Source organism: Candidatus Jordarchaeum sp. (genome assembly GCF_052745115.1).
Map to the genome: position 1 here is coordinate 1 of NZ_JBRAKS010000035.1, position 17657 is coordinate 17657.

Genomic DNA, 17657 nt, shown 5'->3' on the forward strand with positions numbered 1-17657 from the left:
CCTCCCAGCAATAGCAGACCAAGTAGGCATAGAGATACCCTTGGAATTATTTGACAAACTGGGCAAAGAGACTCCACACCTTTGCAACATGGATCCAAGTGGACCCTATACTGTGCAGGAACTGGATGAGGCTGGTGGAGTACCCGCTGTGCTCAAGGAATTAGGAGACGATATTCATCTCAATGTAATGACAGTTACTGGAAAAACTCTTGGTGAAAACATTAAGGATGCTGTTGTGGTGAATAGCGAGGTGATTAGGCCGAAAAGTGGTCCGGTTCACAAAGAGGGAGGGCTCGCAATACTAAAAGGAACACTAGCACCAGACGGCGCAGTAGTCAAACAAGCTGGCGTGGATCCCGGTATGTTAAAGTTTGAAGGTAAAGCCAGAGTTTTTAACGCTGAGGAAGATGCTTTAGATGCAATTATGGGACGCAAAATAAGTTCAGGAGAAGTCATAGTGATAAGATACGAGGGACCAAGGGGAGGTCCCGGAATGAAAGAGATGCTCAAGCCAACCGCAGCATTGATAGGTACCGGTCTCGGAAACAGTGTTGCTATAGTCACTGATGGTAGATTCTCAGGTGCCACTAGGGGACCCTGCATTGGACATGTGGACCCCGAAGCTATGAATGGTGGACCCATAGCGGTGGTAAAAGACGGGGACATTATTTCGATAGATATACCAAACCGCAGACTCGACTTAAAAATTCCAGAAAAAGAACTGCAGGAAAGATTGAAAAAATGGAAGCCCCAGAGCCCAAGGTCAAGAAAGGAGTTCTAGACGTGTACTCAAAGATTGTTAAACCCACCTCGAAAGGCGCAGGATTCCTATACTAAAATTTCATCCATGCTGAAGTGAAAAACTCAATAAACCAAGTCTCCTATAGGTAGCCAATTTATTGACTTGATAACTAAGGAAAAAAAGATTACAGATAAAAATGCATTTTACCTCTGTTTTTTTATTTTAATCCCATTTTCTCTCTTTCCCTCTTTATGAGGTCTCTTCTCAGTATCTTTCCTGTTATGACTCTGGGGATGCCTTCAATAAACTCCACTTCTCTAATTTTTTTATAGGCCGCTATTCTCTCAGCCACCCAGTCGATTATCTCCTGCTCGGTTATTTTACCTTTATACTCCGGTTTGGGTACTATGAAGGCTTTGGGAATTTCTCCGAGCGCTTGGTCGGGTGCCGGCTTCGGTATCACGGCGCAGTCCAATACCTTGGGGTGCTTGAAGAGTAGGTCCTCAAGTTCAGCGGGTGCCACAGCGTAGCCCTTATACTTTATCATCTCTTTCATCCTGTCCACAAGATGTTCGTATCCTTCCTCATCTATGAAGGCCACATCACCCGTTCGGAACCATTTCAATCCTGTTTTGGGATCAGTCCAGAAAGATTGCTCGGTGGCTTCCGGCTTCTTCCAGTATCCTTTAAAAACCTGGGGACCCCTAATCACTATTTCTCCCATCTGACCCGGTTCTGGTAGCTCCTCATCTGTCAAGACGTCGACTATCTTGTGATCGGTGTCCGCCATGAGTATTCCCTGAGTTTCTAGTCTATTTCTGTGAAAGGGATTCGCTGCTACTGGAGCAGCTTCAGAGAGCCCCCAGCCCTGTCCCACTAAAAGATCCTCGGTTCCTTTGCACTTTTCCTTCGCTAGCTTTTCAAACTTTATAGCGAGTTCTGTGGGAACCGGTGCCGCTCCGTTAGCCATTACGTGGAAAGAAGTCCAATCGTAACCCTCTACTTCCGGGTTCTCAAGATGCCTCACTATTAAGTTAAGTAGAGGGGGCACGCAGAGGCTGTAGGTTACTTGGTACTTCTCCACCAGTTCGCACCATTCTGCCAAATTGAAGCCGGACATTACCACCTGTGCCCCACCGTTCCAAATGGTAAGGTTCATGGATAGTGCGAGGCCAAAGATGTGGTAGAGCGGAATGAGTATTATGAAAACATCTGTTTCGTTAAAGTCGGTGTGGCTGGACCATTGAATAGTGTTGGCAACCATATTATAGTGCGTGAGCATTGACCCTTTGGGTAGTCCCGTGGTTCCACTTGTATACAAGAGTGTGGCCAGATCCTCCTTAACATCATACTCATATCTTGGTGGCTTGGGCTCGTATTTTTCTAATAGTTCGCTGAAGGAATATGTGTCCGGCTGTTTCTGCCCAATGACTATTATGTTTTTTAGCCCTGTTTTATCCTTAACACCCTTAACAATCGGGTACATGCCCTCATGGATTATTATGGTCTCTGCCTCGGCGTCTTTAATCTCGTATTCCACTTCGAACTCTCGGAACATAGGGTTCATTGGAACGAAGATGCCTCCAGCTTTGGATATTCCGTAGCAAGCAATCTCCCATTCGATGCAGTTGGGTGAATAAATTATTACCCTGTCACCCTTTCTAACTCCGATGTCTGCTAGGGCAGTGGCTATTCTGTCCACGGATTCACCGAACTCTTTATAGGTTATTTTTTTCGGGTGCAGAAAAGCGTATCTGTCCGGGAATCTTCCCACTGTGTCATCTAAAATTCCGAAGAAGGGAATTTCGGGGTAGTAAAGGTGGCCTCCCTTATAAATTTTCATTCACAGTCTCTCCTTAACCATTTACTATAAAGTTTTTACTTTTCAAATACTTATATTTTATTTTTCATTTAAACATATTTAACACATTTAGAGAAAAGGTCTATTAGATATTGGTATATTAGTATTATGCTAGTCCCATTTTTTCGCGTTCTCTTTTTATCAGATCTCTTCTCAAAATTTTACCGCTGAGAACTCTCGGAATTTGGTCAATAAACTCCACTTCTCTAATCTTCTTGTATGGTGCTATTCTCTCAGCCACCCAGTCGATTATCTCTTTTTCGGTTATGTCCTTCTTATACTCTGGTTTAGGAACTATGAAGGCCTTCGGAATTTCTCCGACCGCCCCCTTAGATTCTGGTTTAGGTATTACAGCTGCGTCCAGTACCTTGGGGTTTTTGAATAATAGATCTTCGAGTTCAGCGGGTGCCACGGCGTAGCCCTTGTACTTTATCATCTCCTTCATTCGGTCAACAATGGTCACGTATCCTTCCTCATCCACAGTGGCAACGTCACCAGTTCGGAACCATTCTAGTTTTGTTTTGGGATCAGTCCAGAAAGCCAGCTCCGTGTTTTCCGGCTTATTCCAATATCCCTTAAAAATCATGGGACCTCTTAGAGCGATTTCTCCCATCTTGTTCGGTTCGGTTATCTCTTCATCCGACAAGACATCGATTATCTTGAGTTGGGTGTCTGGCATGAGTACTCCAGCTGTTTCTATTTTATTCTTATGAAAGGGTGCCGCCGTTGCTACACCACACTCAGAACATCCCCAGCCGACGCCGACTAGAAGATCGTCTGAACATTTACATTTTTCCTTCGCCAGTTTCTCAAATTTTTCAACGAGTTCAGTAGGTACGGGTGCTGCACCATTACCCATCACATGTAAGGAGCTCCAATCATATCCTTTTACTTCGGGAATCTCAAGCCATCTCACTATAGCGTTTAGTAGAGGCGGAACACAGAGACTATACGTTACCTGGTATTTTTCCACCAGTTCGCACCACTCTGCTAGATTGAAACCAGCCATCATAACCTGAGGGGCACCGTTCAGAACAGACATGGCCATTGAAAGAATGAATCCGAAAATATGGTAGAGTGGAATCAGTATTATAAAAACGTCTGTTTCGTTAAAGTCGGTGTGGCTGGACCATTGTAAGGTATTAGCAATTAGATTATAGTGTGTCCACATTGCCCCCTTTGGCAGTCCGGTAGTTCCACTAGAATAAATGAGCGCGCCTAGATCCTCCTTAACATTATACTTGTATTTGGGTGGTTTTGGCTTATACTTTTTTAAAAGCTTGTTAAAGGAAAAGGTGTCTGGCTGCTTCTCACCGATTACAATTATTCTCTTTAGTCCGGTTTTATCAAGAACATTCTTAACAACCGGGTAGTTTCCCTCACTGACGATTATGGTTTCTGCTTGAGCGTCGTTAACCTGATACTCTACCTCTGATTCTTTGAACATTGGGTTCATACTAACTATGACTCCACCAGCCTTAGATATTCCGAAGCAAGCAATCTCCCATTCGATGCTGTTAGGTGAAAAGAGCATAACTCTATCACCTTTCTTAACTTCCATATCCGCTAGGGCGGTGGCTATTCTATCTACAGATTCACCAAACTCTCTGAAAGTCATTTCTCTTGGATAAAGAAAAGCGTGCTTATCGGGATATCTTTCAACGGTGTCGTCTAAAATTCCGAAAAAAGGAATTTCAGGATAATAAAGGTGACCTCCCTTAAAAGTTCTAATTTTTCATACCTCCTTTTCCACCAGATTTGTTTGCGTTTATTAATTCTTTAAATATTTAAATCTTATCGTTTGTTGAGTCTTAAAAAATTCTATTATAAATTAAATTATGGAAAAGATTAAAGTACCTATAAGTTGAAAAGAATTTTCAATCTGGGAGATGATATTTTATGGGTTTGAGAACTGTAAATCAATATAAAGAAGGTTTAAGAGATGGTCGACAAGTCTGGATCCTTGGAGAAAAAGTGAATGATGTAACCACCCATCCCATGCTGAAAGTGGGGGTGGAAACCGCTGCGGTTGACTATGAAATGGCTGAGCACCCCAAGTACCGGGACTTGGCAGTAGCAAAACACCCCGAAACCGGGGAACCAATAAGCAGACACTATTATCTTCCCAAAACCGCGGAAGATCTCCTTAAAAGACATGAACTAATAGTTACTGCAACCCGGCTGGGTGATGGAGTAATACCCTTTACCAAGGATGTGGCTGGCGACTGTCTGAACGCTATTTGGGTAACTTCCCAAGTAATGGGAAAGGAGGAATACATTGAGAGAATTACTGATTACTACGAACATGTTAGAAAAAAAGATTTGAGTATAGCCTGCGGAATGACCGATGTAAAAGGAGATAGAAGCTTACACCCGTCCTCTCCTGATCAGACCCATCCTGATTTCTATGTTCGAGTAGTGGATCAAAATGATGAAGGAATAATAGTAAGGGGCGCGAAAGTGCACATAACCGCTTCGGCATACTCCGACGATACCCTCGTTCTGCCCTGCAGAGCCATGAGGGAAGGTGACAAGGACTATGCTGTGTGCTTTGCGGTTCCTGGAAACGCTAAGGGGTTGAAACACATATGTCACCCTCTTAGGTACGAGCAAAGCCCATTGGAGTTTCCGGTGGATGTTCCCATAAGAATGCACACCGAGTCCCTACTAGTATTTGACGACGTTTTTATACCTTGGGAAAGGGTTTTTCTCTGTGGTGAATGGCAATATGCTGGAACCATTGCCTATAATTTCTCGTTCTTCCACAGACACACTGCATCCTGCTATCGAATCGCTTTAACCGAACTACAACTGGGAATGGCTCAAGCCATAGCGGAGTATAATGGAATCGACCGCATTTCCCATGTCCGAGAAAAAATAACTAACATGATAATATACTTGGAGATGTTAAAATCTCTAGCCAAAGCCTCCTGCAGCGACCCCGTGATGCATGGCGGAATAGCAGTACCCAACCCAGTGATCAGCAACATTTCAAAATATCACTTTGCCGAAAACTACCATAACTTCGTTAAATGGGTACAAGACCTGTGTGGGGGAATTTTGGTTACTGCACCGACTTATCTGGACTACCAAAACCTTGAATTAAAAGATTACATAGACAAGTATCTGGGAGGCAAGAAAGGAATACCCACAGAACACAGATTACGAATGCTGCAACTCATAAGAATCTGGATGGCCTCCGACATCGGAGGAGGAATAGAAGTCCTAGCACTACATGGTGAAGGATCACTCCAAGCACAAAGAATGATAATCTACGGAGAATACCAGAACCAGCTCCAGGAGTATAAGGAAAGAGCCAAAAGGGTAGCCGGAATAAAGTAACAATGATAAAAATGACCCAAAGCATAATGAATTCAAGCCTTAAACAGATCAAATCCAGTTCCCTGGTGATAGTTGTTAGAGGCAATAATTCGGAAAAAATGGTAACCACTGGTTTCGGGGAACTGGACCTTAAAATTCCTCAGAAAAAAATCGTAATAAAACCCAACCTCATAGGAAATAAACCTCATCCTACAACCACCTCCGCAAAAACAGTGGAAGCCATAATCAAGAACCTCAAAAAATTCAACAAAGAAATCATCATAGCAGAGGGGTCGGGATGGGCGGACACAAACATAGCATACCGAGACCGAGGATACAAGCAATTAGCCGAAAAATACGGAGTAAAACTGGTGGACCTAAACAACGACCAGTATGAAAAATTAAAAAACCCTAAGACTATGGTGCTAAAAGAATACGAATTCCCCCTAACATTAAAGGACTGCTATCTGGTTTCGGCTGCGGTATTAAAAGTACACGGCGAAGCCGGCGTCACCCTCTCGGTCAAAAATATGCTGGGAGCGACCATCGGTGGACACAAGGGAAGATTTCACAGTAAGGGAATACACCAAAGTATAGTAGACATAAATCTCTACAAAGCCCCAGACCTGGCCATAATAGATGGAATAGAGGGAAACGTAAGAGGAGAACTAGGGGGAGAAACCAAAAAATTCAATGTAATGATACTCTCCCAAGATCCTGTGGCAGCTGATGCAGTAGGCGCAAATATATTAGGGATTGACCCACTTTCCATAAAACACCTGAAACTGGCGCAGGAAAAGGGTTTGGGTATAGCGGATCTGGAAAAAATAAATGTTAGAGAATTAAAATGAGTCAACCCATTTTCCAAAAAATAATCACTTCTAAAATCCTCCACTTTTTAAGAGCTTTAAAGTGTTGATGTGAAGGACATATTTCTAAATAAGTATGGTTTTAAACGAAGAATCTATACTATTAAACCACATATATTCAGTCTTCCCTAGTTTTCACCAAGGGGGTGGTTCTGTTCTTTTGGGTCCAATTCCTTTTTTAACCCCTTTTTGGCACCTTTTATCTTTTTTATTCTGAGTTTTTACTGAATAAAATGGATGCATGTTTCTTGTTCTTTTTAAATCATGAAAAAGTATTTATTTCATGATTTCTTTATTAATTCATGGTGTTTACTGTGGCTGTAGTTATTAAAAAATTGAGAATTTCGAAGGGGTATCAGGTCGCTGTGCCCTCTGAAACTAGGGAGAGACATGGTTTGGAGCCTGGGGACGAAATCGTATGGATAGATACCGGTGAAGAAATTTTTATTAGGCCCTTAAAGAAAAACGCCAGGCTTACAGACCTAATCGGAAAATACGATACCGAAAAGGGATTTGATTCTGCCTTAGAACACGATGAGGTAGCCAGCGGTGAACATTAAAAATCCTTTCCTAGATACTACAGTTTTCATCGCAGCAGCCTTCCTAAAAGAAAAACATCACAAAGAGGGTAAAGAAATAGTTAATAGCGTTGAAGAAGGTACCTTGGGAAAACCTGTAATCACTGATTATATTCTTGATGAACTTGTCACATTTGTTAGAAAAAAAATGGGCACAAATGCTTCCATCGAAATCTTAGACATCTTACTTTCCTCTCCCAAACTAACAATTATAAAAGTTGAGAATAAACACTTTGAAGCGGGAATACAAATATTTAAAATGTATGAAAGATTGAGTTTCACCGACGCCATTACTGTAGCTGTAATGAGAGACCTAAAAATTAAAACAATATACAGTTTCGACAGTGGTTTCGACGGAATCTCAGGCATAATGCGATTAACCATTTTGGAAGAATAATTCTACTTCCCCATTAAAAATTTTTCACGTCTTATTTTATCATTCTAGGACATAAAATTGAAATAATACAAGATTAGAATCTGAAAACTAGAATAGAGTTGAATTTAATGTAGATAAAAAATTAGCTACAATATGTGGGCTTTACTGTGGAAACTGCGAATACTATAAGGAAAAATGTGTGGGCTGTGAATATCTGGAAGGAAAACCATTCTGGATAGAATTCATGAAGGTTGAAGTTTGCCCTTTATATGATTGTTGTGTGAACAGGGAAAAGTTAGAGCACTGTGGTTTATGCGATAAATTTCCGTGTAAAACTTTTCTTGAGATGGAGTTAAACGATTCTTCTATGAGTCCTGAGCAGGCAAAGCAATCGGCTATTACGAGAAAAAATGCTCTCATAGGAAGGAAGAAAATTGGATTAACTAAATGGCTTAAAGAAAAGGCAGAATAAATATTAATTTTATACAGGTTAGTACTTGAAACCTTTTTTTCACTTATTGCTGTCTTATTATGAATATATTATTATTTTTAGATAATGTGTTTGTCCTTGGTGGAAAGTTTTTCGGGCCCACCAATTCTCAGAGCGACGACTGCGATGATGATTACCATAATGTTCATTAGAAAAACAATATTGCCCGAAATGCTCGGACCGAGGATAACTACGATGTTCCAGAAAGTGTGCCACAAAGAGACCATCAAGATGCTCCCACCTGTACTGTTATACAAAAAGGTCAGCCAGATTGCACCAAACAATAAACTCACAAAGAATCCAATAATAGTAAATATCTGGAAATCAAATCTATAGAAGAAAAATGGCAAGTGCCAGAGACCCCAGAATATGGCTAGAATAACCGTAGCCGTTCTAGCGCTGCGGGCCTTTTGAAGCCTAGGCAGAGCAAATCCCCGCCACCCCGGTTCTTCCAGAAAACCATAGGAAAAAGAGACGATTACACTGCTTATGAGCCACATGGTTGTGCCAACCCCTACCGTGAGATCCCGAAGATACGAACAAAATGCTTCAAGTAACTGTCCCAAATCCGACCACGTAGGCCAAAAAACATAAGCGAGGGCCGCTGAAAGGGTGAAGATGGCTACCGGACTGAACACGGCGATCAGAATCCAAGTGATTCCTACACGCCAGCGCAACATCCTTCCAAACAATTCACCGATGCCTTGCCGTCCACCAATAATTGTTGTAACAATAAATGCTGCTAAAAAAGGTCCGAAGGCTCCAATAATATGCAGATTAGGAAATAACTGAATGTTAATGATGCCCTGAGCGGAAGCAACCAAGGGTAATACACCCATCCACGTAATAATATAAGCCACTATGAAGTAGGCAGCAACCGAATGTTGTCCGATCCAAATCGAAAACCTGGAAACCACAATAGACGTCTCCAAGACTAATTTCACTAGACTAATAAAATCTAGTTTATGAATTTGATAGGTGATTTTTCCTTTATCCTATATATTATTATCTGTTTGATGATAGCTAAACTTCGCTGTTGCTATTTGAAAGCGATTCTTCTATTTTTTTAAATGATATGTTGTGATCCGAATTCGAAACGCTATTGGGATCGAACGCTTCTTTTATTTTGCCTAGCCAGTTCTGGTAGTTGCCTCAGTTTGGACCGAACATATCGTGCATCTTATCTCCCACGACGAAAAATTGATGTCCAAACCGTATTTTATGTCAGCTTCGTTGTATTCCATCGTTATTAGAACACATCCAAATAATTTTACATGGGCTTGAATTGCCCGCTCGGGTGTTATTTTTGCTATCGCTTCAGTATCCTATCGATTCAGAGCGTAAACCTTCCGCGGGATTTATATTTTCATTTCAACAAAGAATTTATGAATAAATAGTTTAGTAGGTATTGTTCACACTTATCTAAAAAAGCAGAAAAAGTAACCCATTATCGGGGAAATTGGTGCCGAAATGGTGTGCCGAAAAAGGTTGAGGTAAGTAAGAATGGTCGAAGATCAAGAGACAACAAGGTGCATGGCTGAACCTATAATGGATTGGATTCTTAATGGTATACCGAAATCTATCGATGTTAAACTTTTTGATGATGTTGGCTCTATCTATGAAGCTCTGCTCGCTAAGATGGAGTTATCAAGTTGGTGGGAGGATTTAGAGGCTTTTAGAAAACGGAGCGCTTATTTTGAGGAAGTCAACGGGGAAAAAACATTTCACTACTATATTTCAAATATTAAAGGGAAGGGTCAAATTGGCAGAACTAGCCAGTATTTAACCCATTGGTTTTATCCGTACAAGGCGAAGTTCCATCCTCAAATGATAAAAGCTCTTATCAACTGGATGGGTCTTAAGGGAGAAGATAGGCTTCTAGATCCCTTTGTTGGTAGTGGGACGACACTTATTGAAGCCAAGACAATAGGTGTGGACAGTTGGGGTGTGGATATTAATCCCATATGTACGTTGCTGTCAAAAGTAAAATGCGAACTATTGGATTTCACAGCCGAAATGCTAGAATCGGTTCCTAGGGAAAAGATATTCCACTATTTTAACAGAAAATTAGAAGGGACTCTCGTAAAGGCTTCAAATCTTGAAACGTATGTTAAAACTGCAGAAAACGAGTCGAAGTTAATATCCGACGATAGAGTTTACAGGTTTTACCAATTATGTTATTTGTACGCTTTGTCCGATTACACCTATATTAAGAAACCTATGTGGGATGGATTCAATAATAACTTGAACGCTATATTGAAGACCGTTGAAAATTTCCAAGCCTTAAAGGAAAAGCTTGATTTTCAACTCGGAAATGAGAACGTACTGGAAGGAGACGCAAGAAAGCTAAGCGAAATGTTTCCAAAAGAATACTTCGCCGGAATTATTACTTCACCACCTTATAGTATAGCTGTGGACTACATAAAGAACGACTTACACGCTTTATCATATTTGAATATTAACGCAGAGACTCTGGTAAAAGATATGGTTGGTCTCAGAGGGAAAGGTGAAACAAGAATAGATAACTACTACAAAGATATGATGGGCTCTTTCAAAGAAATGAATAAAGTTTTACAGCCTAAGAGATACTGTATAACCATAATAGGCGATGTTACGTATAAGGAAAAGAAATTGCCAATCCATCAAAAATACATCGAGTTTGCTGAAAGCGCAGGTTTTGCCTTGGACAGAATGATAAGAAGACCCATTCTCGGCGGCTATGCTCGACTGAGGTACGAGTATATACTAGTCTTTAAGAAAATTGAGGACGCTGAGTAAGATCAAAACATGTCCAAACTCTTAAACGGCTTTTTTCTTTTCTAAAATAGCTTTTTTTGCCTCCTCAGCTATTTCCAACAATTCTTCATAAGTTCCAGTGCCACCTATCTTATCCCACATCTCCTCCCCCATTAAGACTTCCTTATCTAAGTCCATGATTTGCTTAGTGAATTTATGGTCATATTTTTTTCTATAAACAAAGGGGTTGTAAGGAAAAGCAAGATATGCTTCTGGTTTCTGACCTTCAAATAATGCTTGAAAATAAAGCATCTTTTTCTTTGATTCTGCACAAATATCCAAGTTCGGTCTAGGCGTTTTAATTTCGAGAAAGAGCGGACCCGGCTTAAAATCACTTAAAATAAATCAGCAATAATGGATATGTTAATCGGTTTGCCGCCAGTTACTGACAATATTTCTTTCATTTCACTATCATGGTTAGGGCTTCTTCTACCAGAACGCAGCTCATCTATAATTCGATCCATTATGTTTACTCTCTTCGCCAATGCTCTACCAGAAATCGGATAATTACAGTGTACATCCTGATAATTATCCTCAGCAATTATAACAGCCAGTTTTGGATAAAGCGTCATTCCCATTCTCGTTACCAGACTTCGCTGGATCTTGAAAGATTTCAAAGCTTCGTCAGGGAAGAATATAGCATGAAATGGAAAAGCTCTCTTAAGCTCCTCAATCGTGAATTCAACCTTACTCAGACTCGCTTCTGCAAAATCTATAATAGTTTGCCCAACCTCCTTACGAGTTTTCTCTCTCATCTTAGATCACTCTCAATAAAACGCACTCCATTTTATTTCTTTGGAATAGACTCTTAAATCTAGATACCTTTTTTGATTATCTTCATTTCGCTATGTTTCTTCATTTTTTTGAAGATATGTAGTGATCCGAATCCGAGACACCATTGGGGTCGAAAGCTTCTTTTATTTTGCGGAGCCAGTTCTGGTAATTGCCACAGTGTGGACCAAATAGGTCGTGCATCCTGTCTCCCACTATGAAGAACGGGATGCCCAAGCTGTGCTCTATGTCCGCTTCGTTACACTCCATCGAGTAGTCCGCGTATCCCCTGCAGGACTCCGGATCAGTGGGGTCGTATATTGTAGGCATCTCCATGTGTGCGAAGTGTCCCTGCTCGTAGAAGGTGATCCACATGCCCTCTCCTCTGTCGTCGCCGATTAACTCCTTCTCTATGTACTTACGTTTAATGGGCACATTCACCTTGGCTATATTTATGGCCATGGATATGGTGTCCATTCCCCCGTGTGTGCTCTGGAAGCAGCTTGTGAAGCGGAAAGCATGACTTCCCAGCATGTTTCTAACACCTTCAGCATAGCTGATCGAAGGCGGTTTCACCACACCCGCTTCAACCAGATCCTCGCCGCCCGTTTCCCTTATTATCTCCTCTACCAGCTTTGTTCGATACTTGAATTCTCTTTCGGTGTGTGCGGTGACCAGTACGATGAAGTATCTCTGAGTCTTGGTCATCAGTTCTGACAGGATTTTTTCGATGGTTTGCTCCCTAGTGTTGGAAAACATTGTGGCTAATCCTTCCTGGGAAGAAGCCATAGCCATCATGCTGACCTCAGCTTCTCCAATTCTGTAATATGCATTCTCGAACGAGTCCCAGTCTGGAAAGTTGAGCACATACATTTTCCAAAGAGCTGGAATCTCAAAATCATAATTTGGAATAACACCACTCACCTTCCATTCCCGGGCACCCGGCCAAGGGTATAACTTTATCGCAGATTTAGTAAACACACCGAGACCACCATAGGCACCCATGAATCCCCTCATAACACCTCTCAGACTGGGCCCCGGACCATCTCCACTAAACCATTCCTCGCTAGAGTTAAGTGAGCCTAATCTCAGAATTTCACCTGTGGGCAGAACCCACTCCACTGCTAGCACATTGCGACCACTAAATCCGGTGCTAGCGGATGTGAATCCGGGTCCCACCATTGAGGTGTGACTTGCTAGAGGTGAGGTTTGAGGTCCCGCTCCCTGCATGTGGTGGTTTAATCCCCTCTTTATAAGTTCGGATTGAAGCTGAGCATTGGTCACATAAGGTTCAATGACTGCATACATGTTTTTCTCGTTTATCTCAATAATCTTGTTCATTCGCCTGAGATCTATCTGTATTACGCCGGGTCCGGATACCGCTCCCCAGACTCCGAAACCGGTGCTATGAGCCTTAGATTTTATACCGAACTGGTTACAAACCTTCATAATTGCTTGAACTTCACTGGTGCAGCAAGGTAGTACAACTGCTTCTGGTCTGTTACCGAATCGTGAGGGTTCCTCACCTCTGAGAGCCTTTTCAACCTCGGTGCACCACTGATAGGCATAAGTGTCAAGGATGCCTGGTTCCTCAGTAATGTTCTCAGTTCCCACAATTTTCTCAAGAGATCTGTAAACCTCTCTATCTAACATTTATACACTTCCTCCCATACTTTTTAGAACGAGTTCCGTTAGGTCATAGAACTCCATTATTTCACCTTTCTCTCTGATGGCGTCCTTAAGGTTTGTAGCGCAGAACGGGCAGCAAGAGACTAACGCCTCCGCTCCGGTGGCTTTAGCCTCCTCAATCCTATTACTTGCTGTCCAGAGAGCAAAATCCGGGAAAGCAGACTTTACTCCCCCTCCGGCTCCACAGCAGTAGGCGTATTCCTTTATTCTCTCCATCTCCACCAGTTCCAGGCCTGGAATATTTTTCAGAACATTCCTTGGAGGCTCGTAGACCCCATTTGTTCCACGCCGGATAACCTTCGGGGGAACCGGAATATAGATTCTTGAAACAATCTTCACCATCTCGCCCTTCCATGGTGTGTAGGGCTCAGAATTTCTTCCCAGATGGCAGGGATCATGGTACGTCACCTTTAGGGGAACGTCTTTATTTAGCTCCAATTTGCCATTTCTGAGCATGTTGTCTAGGAGCTCTGAGGTGTGAATGACTTCAAAGTCTGTGTTAAGGTATCTAGGATACTCCACTTTGAACATACTGTAGCAGCCGGCGCAACTGGTTAAAATTCTCTTAATTCCTCGGTTCTTGAGTTTCTCAACATTGTTTTGCATAAGTTCCAGGGCGTCTTTTCTGTCACCGATCCTCATTAGGGGGCTACCGCAACAAAACTCCTCGGAGCCAAGTATCGTGAATTCCAGATCCAATTTGTCAAATATTTTTGTGGTGGCTTGGGCTATCTCTTTTCTCCGGTAGGAGGTGGTGCATCCCACAAAGTAGGCAGTATCGGAACCCTCTTTCAAATCAATATTTTTAGGCAGCCAAGATAGTCTCTCTTCGTGGGATTCGCCATAAGGGTTATGGTTTAGGTCAATGCTTTCAATCCACTTTTCGTGCTGAGGCATAGGACCCGCCCCGCTCTCTACGCAGTGCGTTCTCAGCTCTTGTATCACTTCGAGGGGCTCTAATTCAAAGAAGAACTTGCACGCAATGTCACAGCCCCCACAGGCAGTACACCGGTAAATCACTTTTAGCAGCTCATCGGTGTACTCGATTCTATTCCTTAGCATTGCCTGTCCAATGATCATTTTTCCCCCACCAGAATAAGCATGGAAATTGTATCGCTCAATAGCCGGACAGATGGCTGAGAACTTCTGACTCTTTACCTGCAACGCTGGAATGAACTTGCAGTTTGAACACCTAATACAGCCCGCCATCACCTTATCATAATCACTAAGACTCGTCTCCATTTTTTTACACCCCTCCAAAACATAGTTTTCCCGGATTCAACAGGTTTTTCGGATCGAAAATAGATTTAACCTTTCTCAGAGCCACAACGGTTTCCGGGGAGCAGTTTCTATAAACAACTTCAGTGAAAGGCCCATATGGTCTACTAAAGAAAGCCCCTTCTTTCAAGAGAGCTTCACTTGCTCTCGTGTACAAATATTTAGCCCTATTCACTTCTATTGCGTCTGAAGGATTGTAGTAGATGTCAAACTCACAGTGGCAGTTGCAACCTTGAACCAGAGGCTGGATATAGACCCCTACATCCTCGGATGGGTATCTCTCCTGGATGGCTACTCGGGTAAACGTTTTGTAAAGCTCAGGAGTTTTGTCCAGGGTTGTGAGGAAAAATACTTCTTGACAACCGCCCCGGAACCGCAGTTTCCAGTAGGGCTCCTCACAGCTCTTGTCCAGTAAATCTAAAACCTCCTTATTGGAAATTCCCTCAATCTCGGATAATATATTCACACCAGTCTCCCGAGCAATGTCCTTGATGTCTCCCTCCAAGTACTCCAATTCGTCCTGAGCCAGCTTTCCGTGACCAGAGATGCAGAGAATTAAAATCCATTTGGGCAAACTTCTCCTAAGGGATAGAATCTCCTCACTCTCCCTCCTCAAAATAGTAGCCAGATTCACATTGTTCAGAATGAAGAGTTCGTCCCCTAATCTCCTTCTTAGAACACTATACGCAAAATCTAGGAAATCCTCAAGCAAATCCGAACCAGCGAAGAAAAGCTTCCTAGCATCAGGCAGAATCTCGCACTTAATAGTAGCCCACGTTACAATGCCCATAGTACCTTGCGCACCTTGTAAAATTCTAAAAGGATCAAACTGAGTAGGACCCATAGGACTCTTCTGAGCTCCACCAGACTCCAATTGCTCCTCAAGATTTCCGGGACCCGCAGCGGCACCGGTTCTGAAAACATCGCCTGTGCCAAAAACTACCTCAGTACAAAGCAGAGGATCAGAGGAATCCCAGTGATATTTAGGCATAGTCACAGGTTCCCTTTCAAGGCTACTAGCAAGAACCGATTTCGAAGCCTTGGGAAGAAGAGGCATTAACAATCTAAGACCATGCTTATTTGCTTCCGATAAAAGCTGGCTAAAGGTTACTCCAGGCTCAACCATAACCACCCTATTTTTTCTATCCACTCTAAGAATCTTGTTCATTTTACTCAAATCAACAATGACTGAATTGTCCACTATTGGAGTAGTGTCTCCCCGCAGTCTGGGCGTCCCCGAACTCACAGGTATCAGTGTACATGAGTCTTTTACTGCGGATTCCACGATTCTGCTAACCTCATCCACACTCCGAGGCCAAACCACGCAGAACACCGTTTTTGGAATGGCGAAGCTAAGATCTCTAGAATACTCATCTAAGACTTCAGGTTCTCGGGAAACATTACTCCGGCCAACAATCTCCACCAACTCGTTAAGAAACTGGTCTCCAACCACGTTAAAACTCTCCAAACCCTATATTAATAAATAAACAAATTACAATGCATCAAATTAATTTGTAAATTAATCTTCTAATTGGAAGATATCGTATAAATCTCTTATGATATAGCTTCCCTAGTTGATAGATGCCATCTTTATTTTTTTAAAAAAAATTAATAATTCTTAAAAAAGTTGTGTTTATATCTTCAATATTTTCATGATATTCTGACCCAAAATTTTAGCCTTTTCCTTTCCGGTTATTTCTAGGATATAGTCAAATTTCTTTATCTCGAGTTGCTGCGGTGTGTAGGGAGAATCTTAGCCCGCGATCAACTTTTCTGCTCCCAATGTTTGGAGATCTTCTCTAGACAAAATAATATAAAAAATTAAAATATTTGACCAAATTTTTAAATAAATATGCGGAAAATAATATCCGCAAATATAGAAAAAAGAAAAAAGTATATGAAACCTACCGGAGTTAAACTAAAAAAGTAAGGGGTTTGCCGGCTTATAGCTGAAAGCTTCGGCTCACTCCACTTTCGGTCTCTGGTCCAGGATTCTTGTTGCTTTTAGGGAAGTTCTGGGATCGAAGATTTCGAATGGTGACGAGACAAACTCTATCTCGGGCCTCATCTCAGCTGCTTTAATAACAGCATTCGTAATACCTGCCTTTAGCTTCTCAGCTGGTTCCTCTCCTGTTGGATAGACCTTTACTAGGAGCTTGTCCAATGAGTATGGATCGCTCGGGTCAACCTTAGTGAAGATAACTTGGTACTCCATGATTCCCCCCACATTTTCTATGGCATCATTCAGAAGGCTTGGATTAATTAGTGTGCCCTTAAGCTTAACCAGATCCTTTGTTCGGAAGGTGTAAACGCTGCCGGAGATAAGCATCATCCTCTCACTTGTTCTACCGCAGTGGGGGCAGGGTTCATAGGTAACCTTTCCAACGTCCCCTAGCAGGTATCTTAGGAGTACTGTACCTCTCCTATTGAGGTGTGTCACTGCTACTTGGCCTTCTTCGCCCTCAGCCTTACGCTCACCAGTTTCAGGATCTACAACCTCCACAAAGTAGAGGCTAGGATCAGGGTTATGGCAGCCAGCAAGTTCGGCACACTCTGGGAACGCACCCTGACACTCGGTGAATCCGTAAGCGTTACCAATGGGTGGAGCATCTGCTCCTAGTTCCTCCAGCCTCTTGGTCATGTCCTCTCTCATGCTCTTTGGGCAAGGCTCACCCAGAGCGTGAATCCCTCTTACTCTTGAGAAGTCTACTCCTAATTCTTGTGCCCTCATAATGAACCTTCTCATGTAGCTCGCTATACCTAGGGCACCGGTACACTTGTAGGCTTCCATGAGCCATATTGCGTCATCCAGTTTCCGATGAATTGGAAAATCGGGGTGAGGTAAACCGGTATGTCCCGCAACTACCGCACACCCCGCGGCCAGAG

General features: G+C 42.4%; 16 protein-coding genes. 7 read left to right on the top strand and 9 right to left on the bottom strand.

Annotation, left to right across the window (positions count from 1 at the left end):
- Positions 1-781, top strand: a 781-nt coding sequence (locus ACUVXA_RS04275; RefSeq protein WP_445870001.1) for a dihydroxy-acid dehydratase domain-containing protein, incomplete at its 5' end; no start/stop codon positions are given.
- A 178-nt stretch (positions 782-959) separates the two neighbouring features.
- Here the strand turns inward: ACUVXA_RS04275 and ACUVXA_RS04280 are convergent.
- Both ACUVXA_RS04280 and ACUVXA_RS04285 read right to left on the bottom strand, forming a co-directional pair.
- Complete coding sequence (locus ACUVXA_RS04280) at positions 960-2585, bottom strand: class I adenylate-forming enzyme family protein (protein ID WP_445870002.1); 1626 nt, start codon at positions 2583-2585, stop codon at positions 960-962.
- Between the two features lie 124 nt (positions 2586-2709).
- Positions 2710-4335, bottom strand: a complete 1626-nt coding sequence (locus tag ACUVXA_RS04285) for a class I adenylate-forming enzyme family protein (protein ID WP_445870014.1) — start codon at positions 4333-4335, stop codon at positions 2710-2712.
- A 167-nt stretch (positions 4336-4502) separates the two neighbouring features.
- Between ACUVXA_RS04285 and ACUVXA_RS04290 the strand changes: the two genes are divergently transcribed.
- The 5 genes from ACUVXA_RS04290 (at position 4503) to ACUVXA_RS04310 (ending at position 8219) form a co-directional block, all read left to right on the top strand.
- Positions 4503-5945, top strand: coding sequence for a 4-hydroxyphenylacetate 3-hydroxylase family protein (locus tag ACUVXA_RS04290; protein ID WP_445870003.1), 1443 nt, complete (start codon positions 4503-4505; stop codon positions 5943-5945).
- Positions 5946-5956: 11 nt separating this feature from the next.
- Positions 5957-6775, top strand: a complete 819-nt coding sequence (locus ACUVXA_RS04295) for a DUF362 domain-containing protein (RefSeq protein WP_445870004.1) — start codon at positions 5957-5959, stop codon at positions 6773-6775.
- Between the two features lie 332 nt (positions 6776-7107).
- Positions 7108-7353 (top strand): AbrB/MazE/SpoVT family DNA-binding domain-containing protein, encoded by a 246-nt coding sequence (locus tag ACUVXA_RS04300; RefSeq protein ID WP_445870005.1) that lies wholly within the window; start codon positions 7108-7110, stop codon positions 7351-7353.
- Complete coding sequence (locus ACUVXA_RS04305; protein ID WP_445870006.1) at positions 7343-7768, top strand: type II toxin-antitoxin system VapC family toxin; 426 nt, start codon at positions 7343-7345, stop codon at positions 7766-7768. Before ACUVXA_RS04300 ends, ACUVXA_RS04305 begins: the two co-directional genes overlap by 11 nt.
- 130 nt (positions 7769-7898) lie before the next feature.
- The gene (locus ACUVXA_RS04310) at positions 7899-8219 is read left to right on the top strand and encodes a DUF3795 domain-containing protein (RefSeq protein ID WP_445870015.1); all 321 of its coding nucleotides are present in this window, start codon (positions 7899-7901) and stop codon (positions 8217-8219) included.
- A gap of 77 nt (positions 8220-8296) precedes the next feature.
- Here the strand turns inward: ACUVXA_RS04310 and ACUVXA_RS04315 are convergent, their stop codons facing one another.
- Positions 8297-9169: a CPBP family glutamic-type intramembrane protease gene (locus tag ACUVXA_RS04315; RefSeq protein ID WP_445870007.1), complete on the bottom strand. Its 873-nt coding sequence runs from the start codon at positions 9167-9169 to the stop codon at positions 8297-8299.
- A gap of 571 nt (positions 9170-9740) precedes the next feature.
- Here ACUVXA_RS04315 and ACUVXA_RS04320 point away from each other — a divergent pair.
- On the top strand, positions 9741-11015 hold the full coding sequence (locus ACUVXA_RS04320) for a DNA methyltransferase (protein WP_445870008.1): 1275 nt from the start codon (positions 9741-9743) through the stop codon (positions 11013-11015).
- A gap of 21 nt (positions 11016-11036) precedes the next feature.
- Here the strand turns inward: ACUVXA_RS04320 and ACUVXA_RS04325 are convergent, their stop codons facing one another.
- The 6 genes from ACUVXA_RS04325 to ACUVXA_RS04350 form a co-directional block, all read right to left on the bottom strand.
- Positions 11037-11375 (bottom strand): TdeIII family type II restriction endonuclease, encoded by a 339-nt coding sequence (locus ACUVXA_RS04325; RefSeq protein WP_445870016.1) that lies wholly within the window; start codon positions 11373-11375, stop codon positions 11037-11039.
- Positions 11369-11788, bottom strand: a complete 420-nt coding sequence (locus tag ACUVXA_RS04330) for a TdeIII family type II restriction endonuclease (RefSeq protein ID WP_445870009.1) — start codon at positions 11786-11788, stop codon at positions 11369-11371. The genes ACUVXA_RS04325 and ACUVXA_RS04330 overlap by 7 nt, the downstream gene beginning before the upstream one ends.
- A 100-nt stretch (positions 11789-11888) precedes the next feature.
- Positions 11889-13457 (bottom strand): FAD-binding oxidoreductase, encoded by a 1569-nt coding sequence (locus ACUVXA_RS04335; protein ID WP_445870010.1) that lies wholly within the window; start codon positions 13455-13457, stop codon positions 11889-11891.
- The gene (locus ACUVXA_RS04340) at positions 13458-14735 is read right to left on the bottom strand and encodes a (Fe-S)-binding protein (protein ID WP_445870011.1); all 1278 of its coding nucleotides are present in this window, start codon (positions 14733-14735) and stop codon (positions 13458-13460) included.
- A gap of 4 nt (positions 14736-14739) precedes the next feature.
- Complete coding sequence (locus tag ACUVXA_RS04345; RefSeq protein WP_445870012.1) at positions 14740-16224, bottom strand: FAD-binding oxidoreductase; 1485 nt, start codon at positions 16222-16224, stop codon at positions 14740-14742.
- Positions 16225-16734: 510 nt separating this feature from the next.
- On the bottom strand, positions 16735-17657 hold a 923-nt coding region (locus ACUVXA_RS04350), incomplete at its 5' end, for a phenylacetate--CoA ligase family protein (protein WP_445870013.1).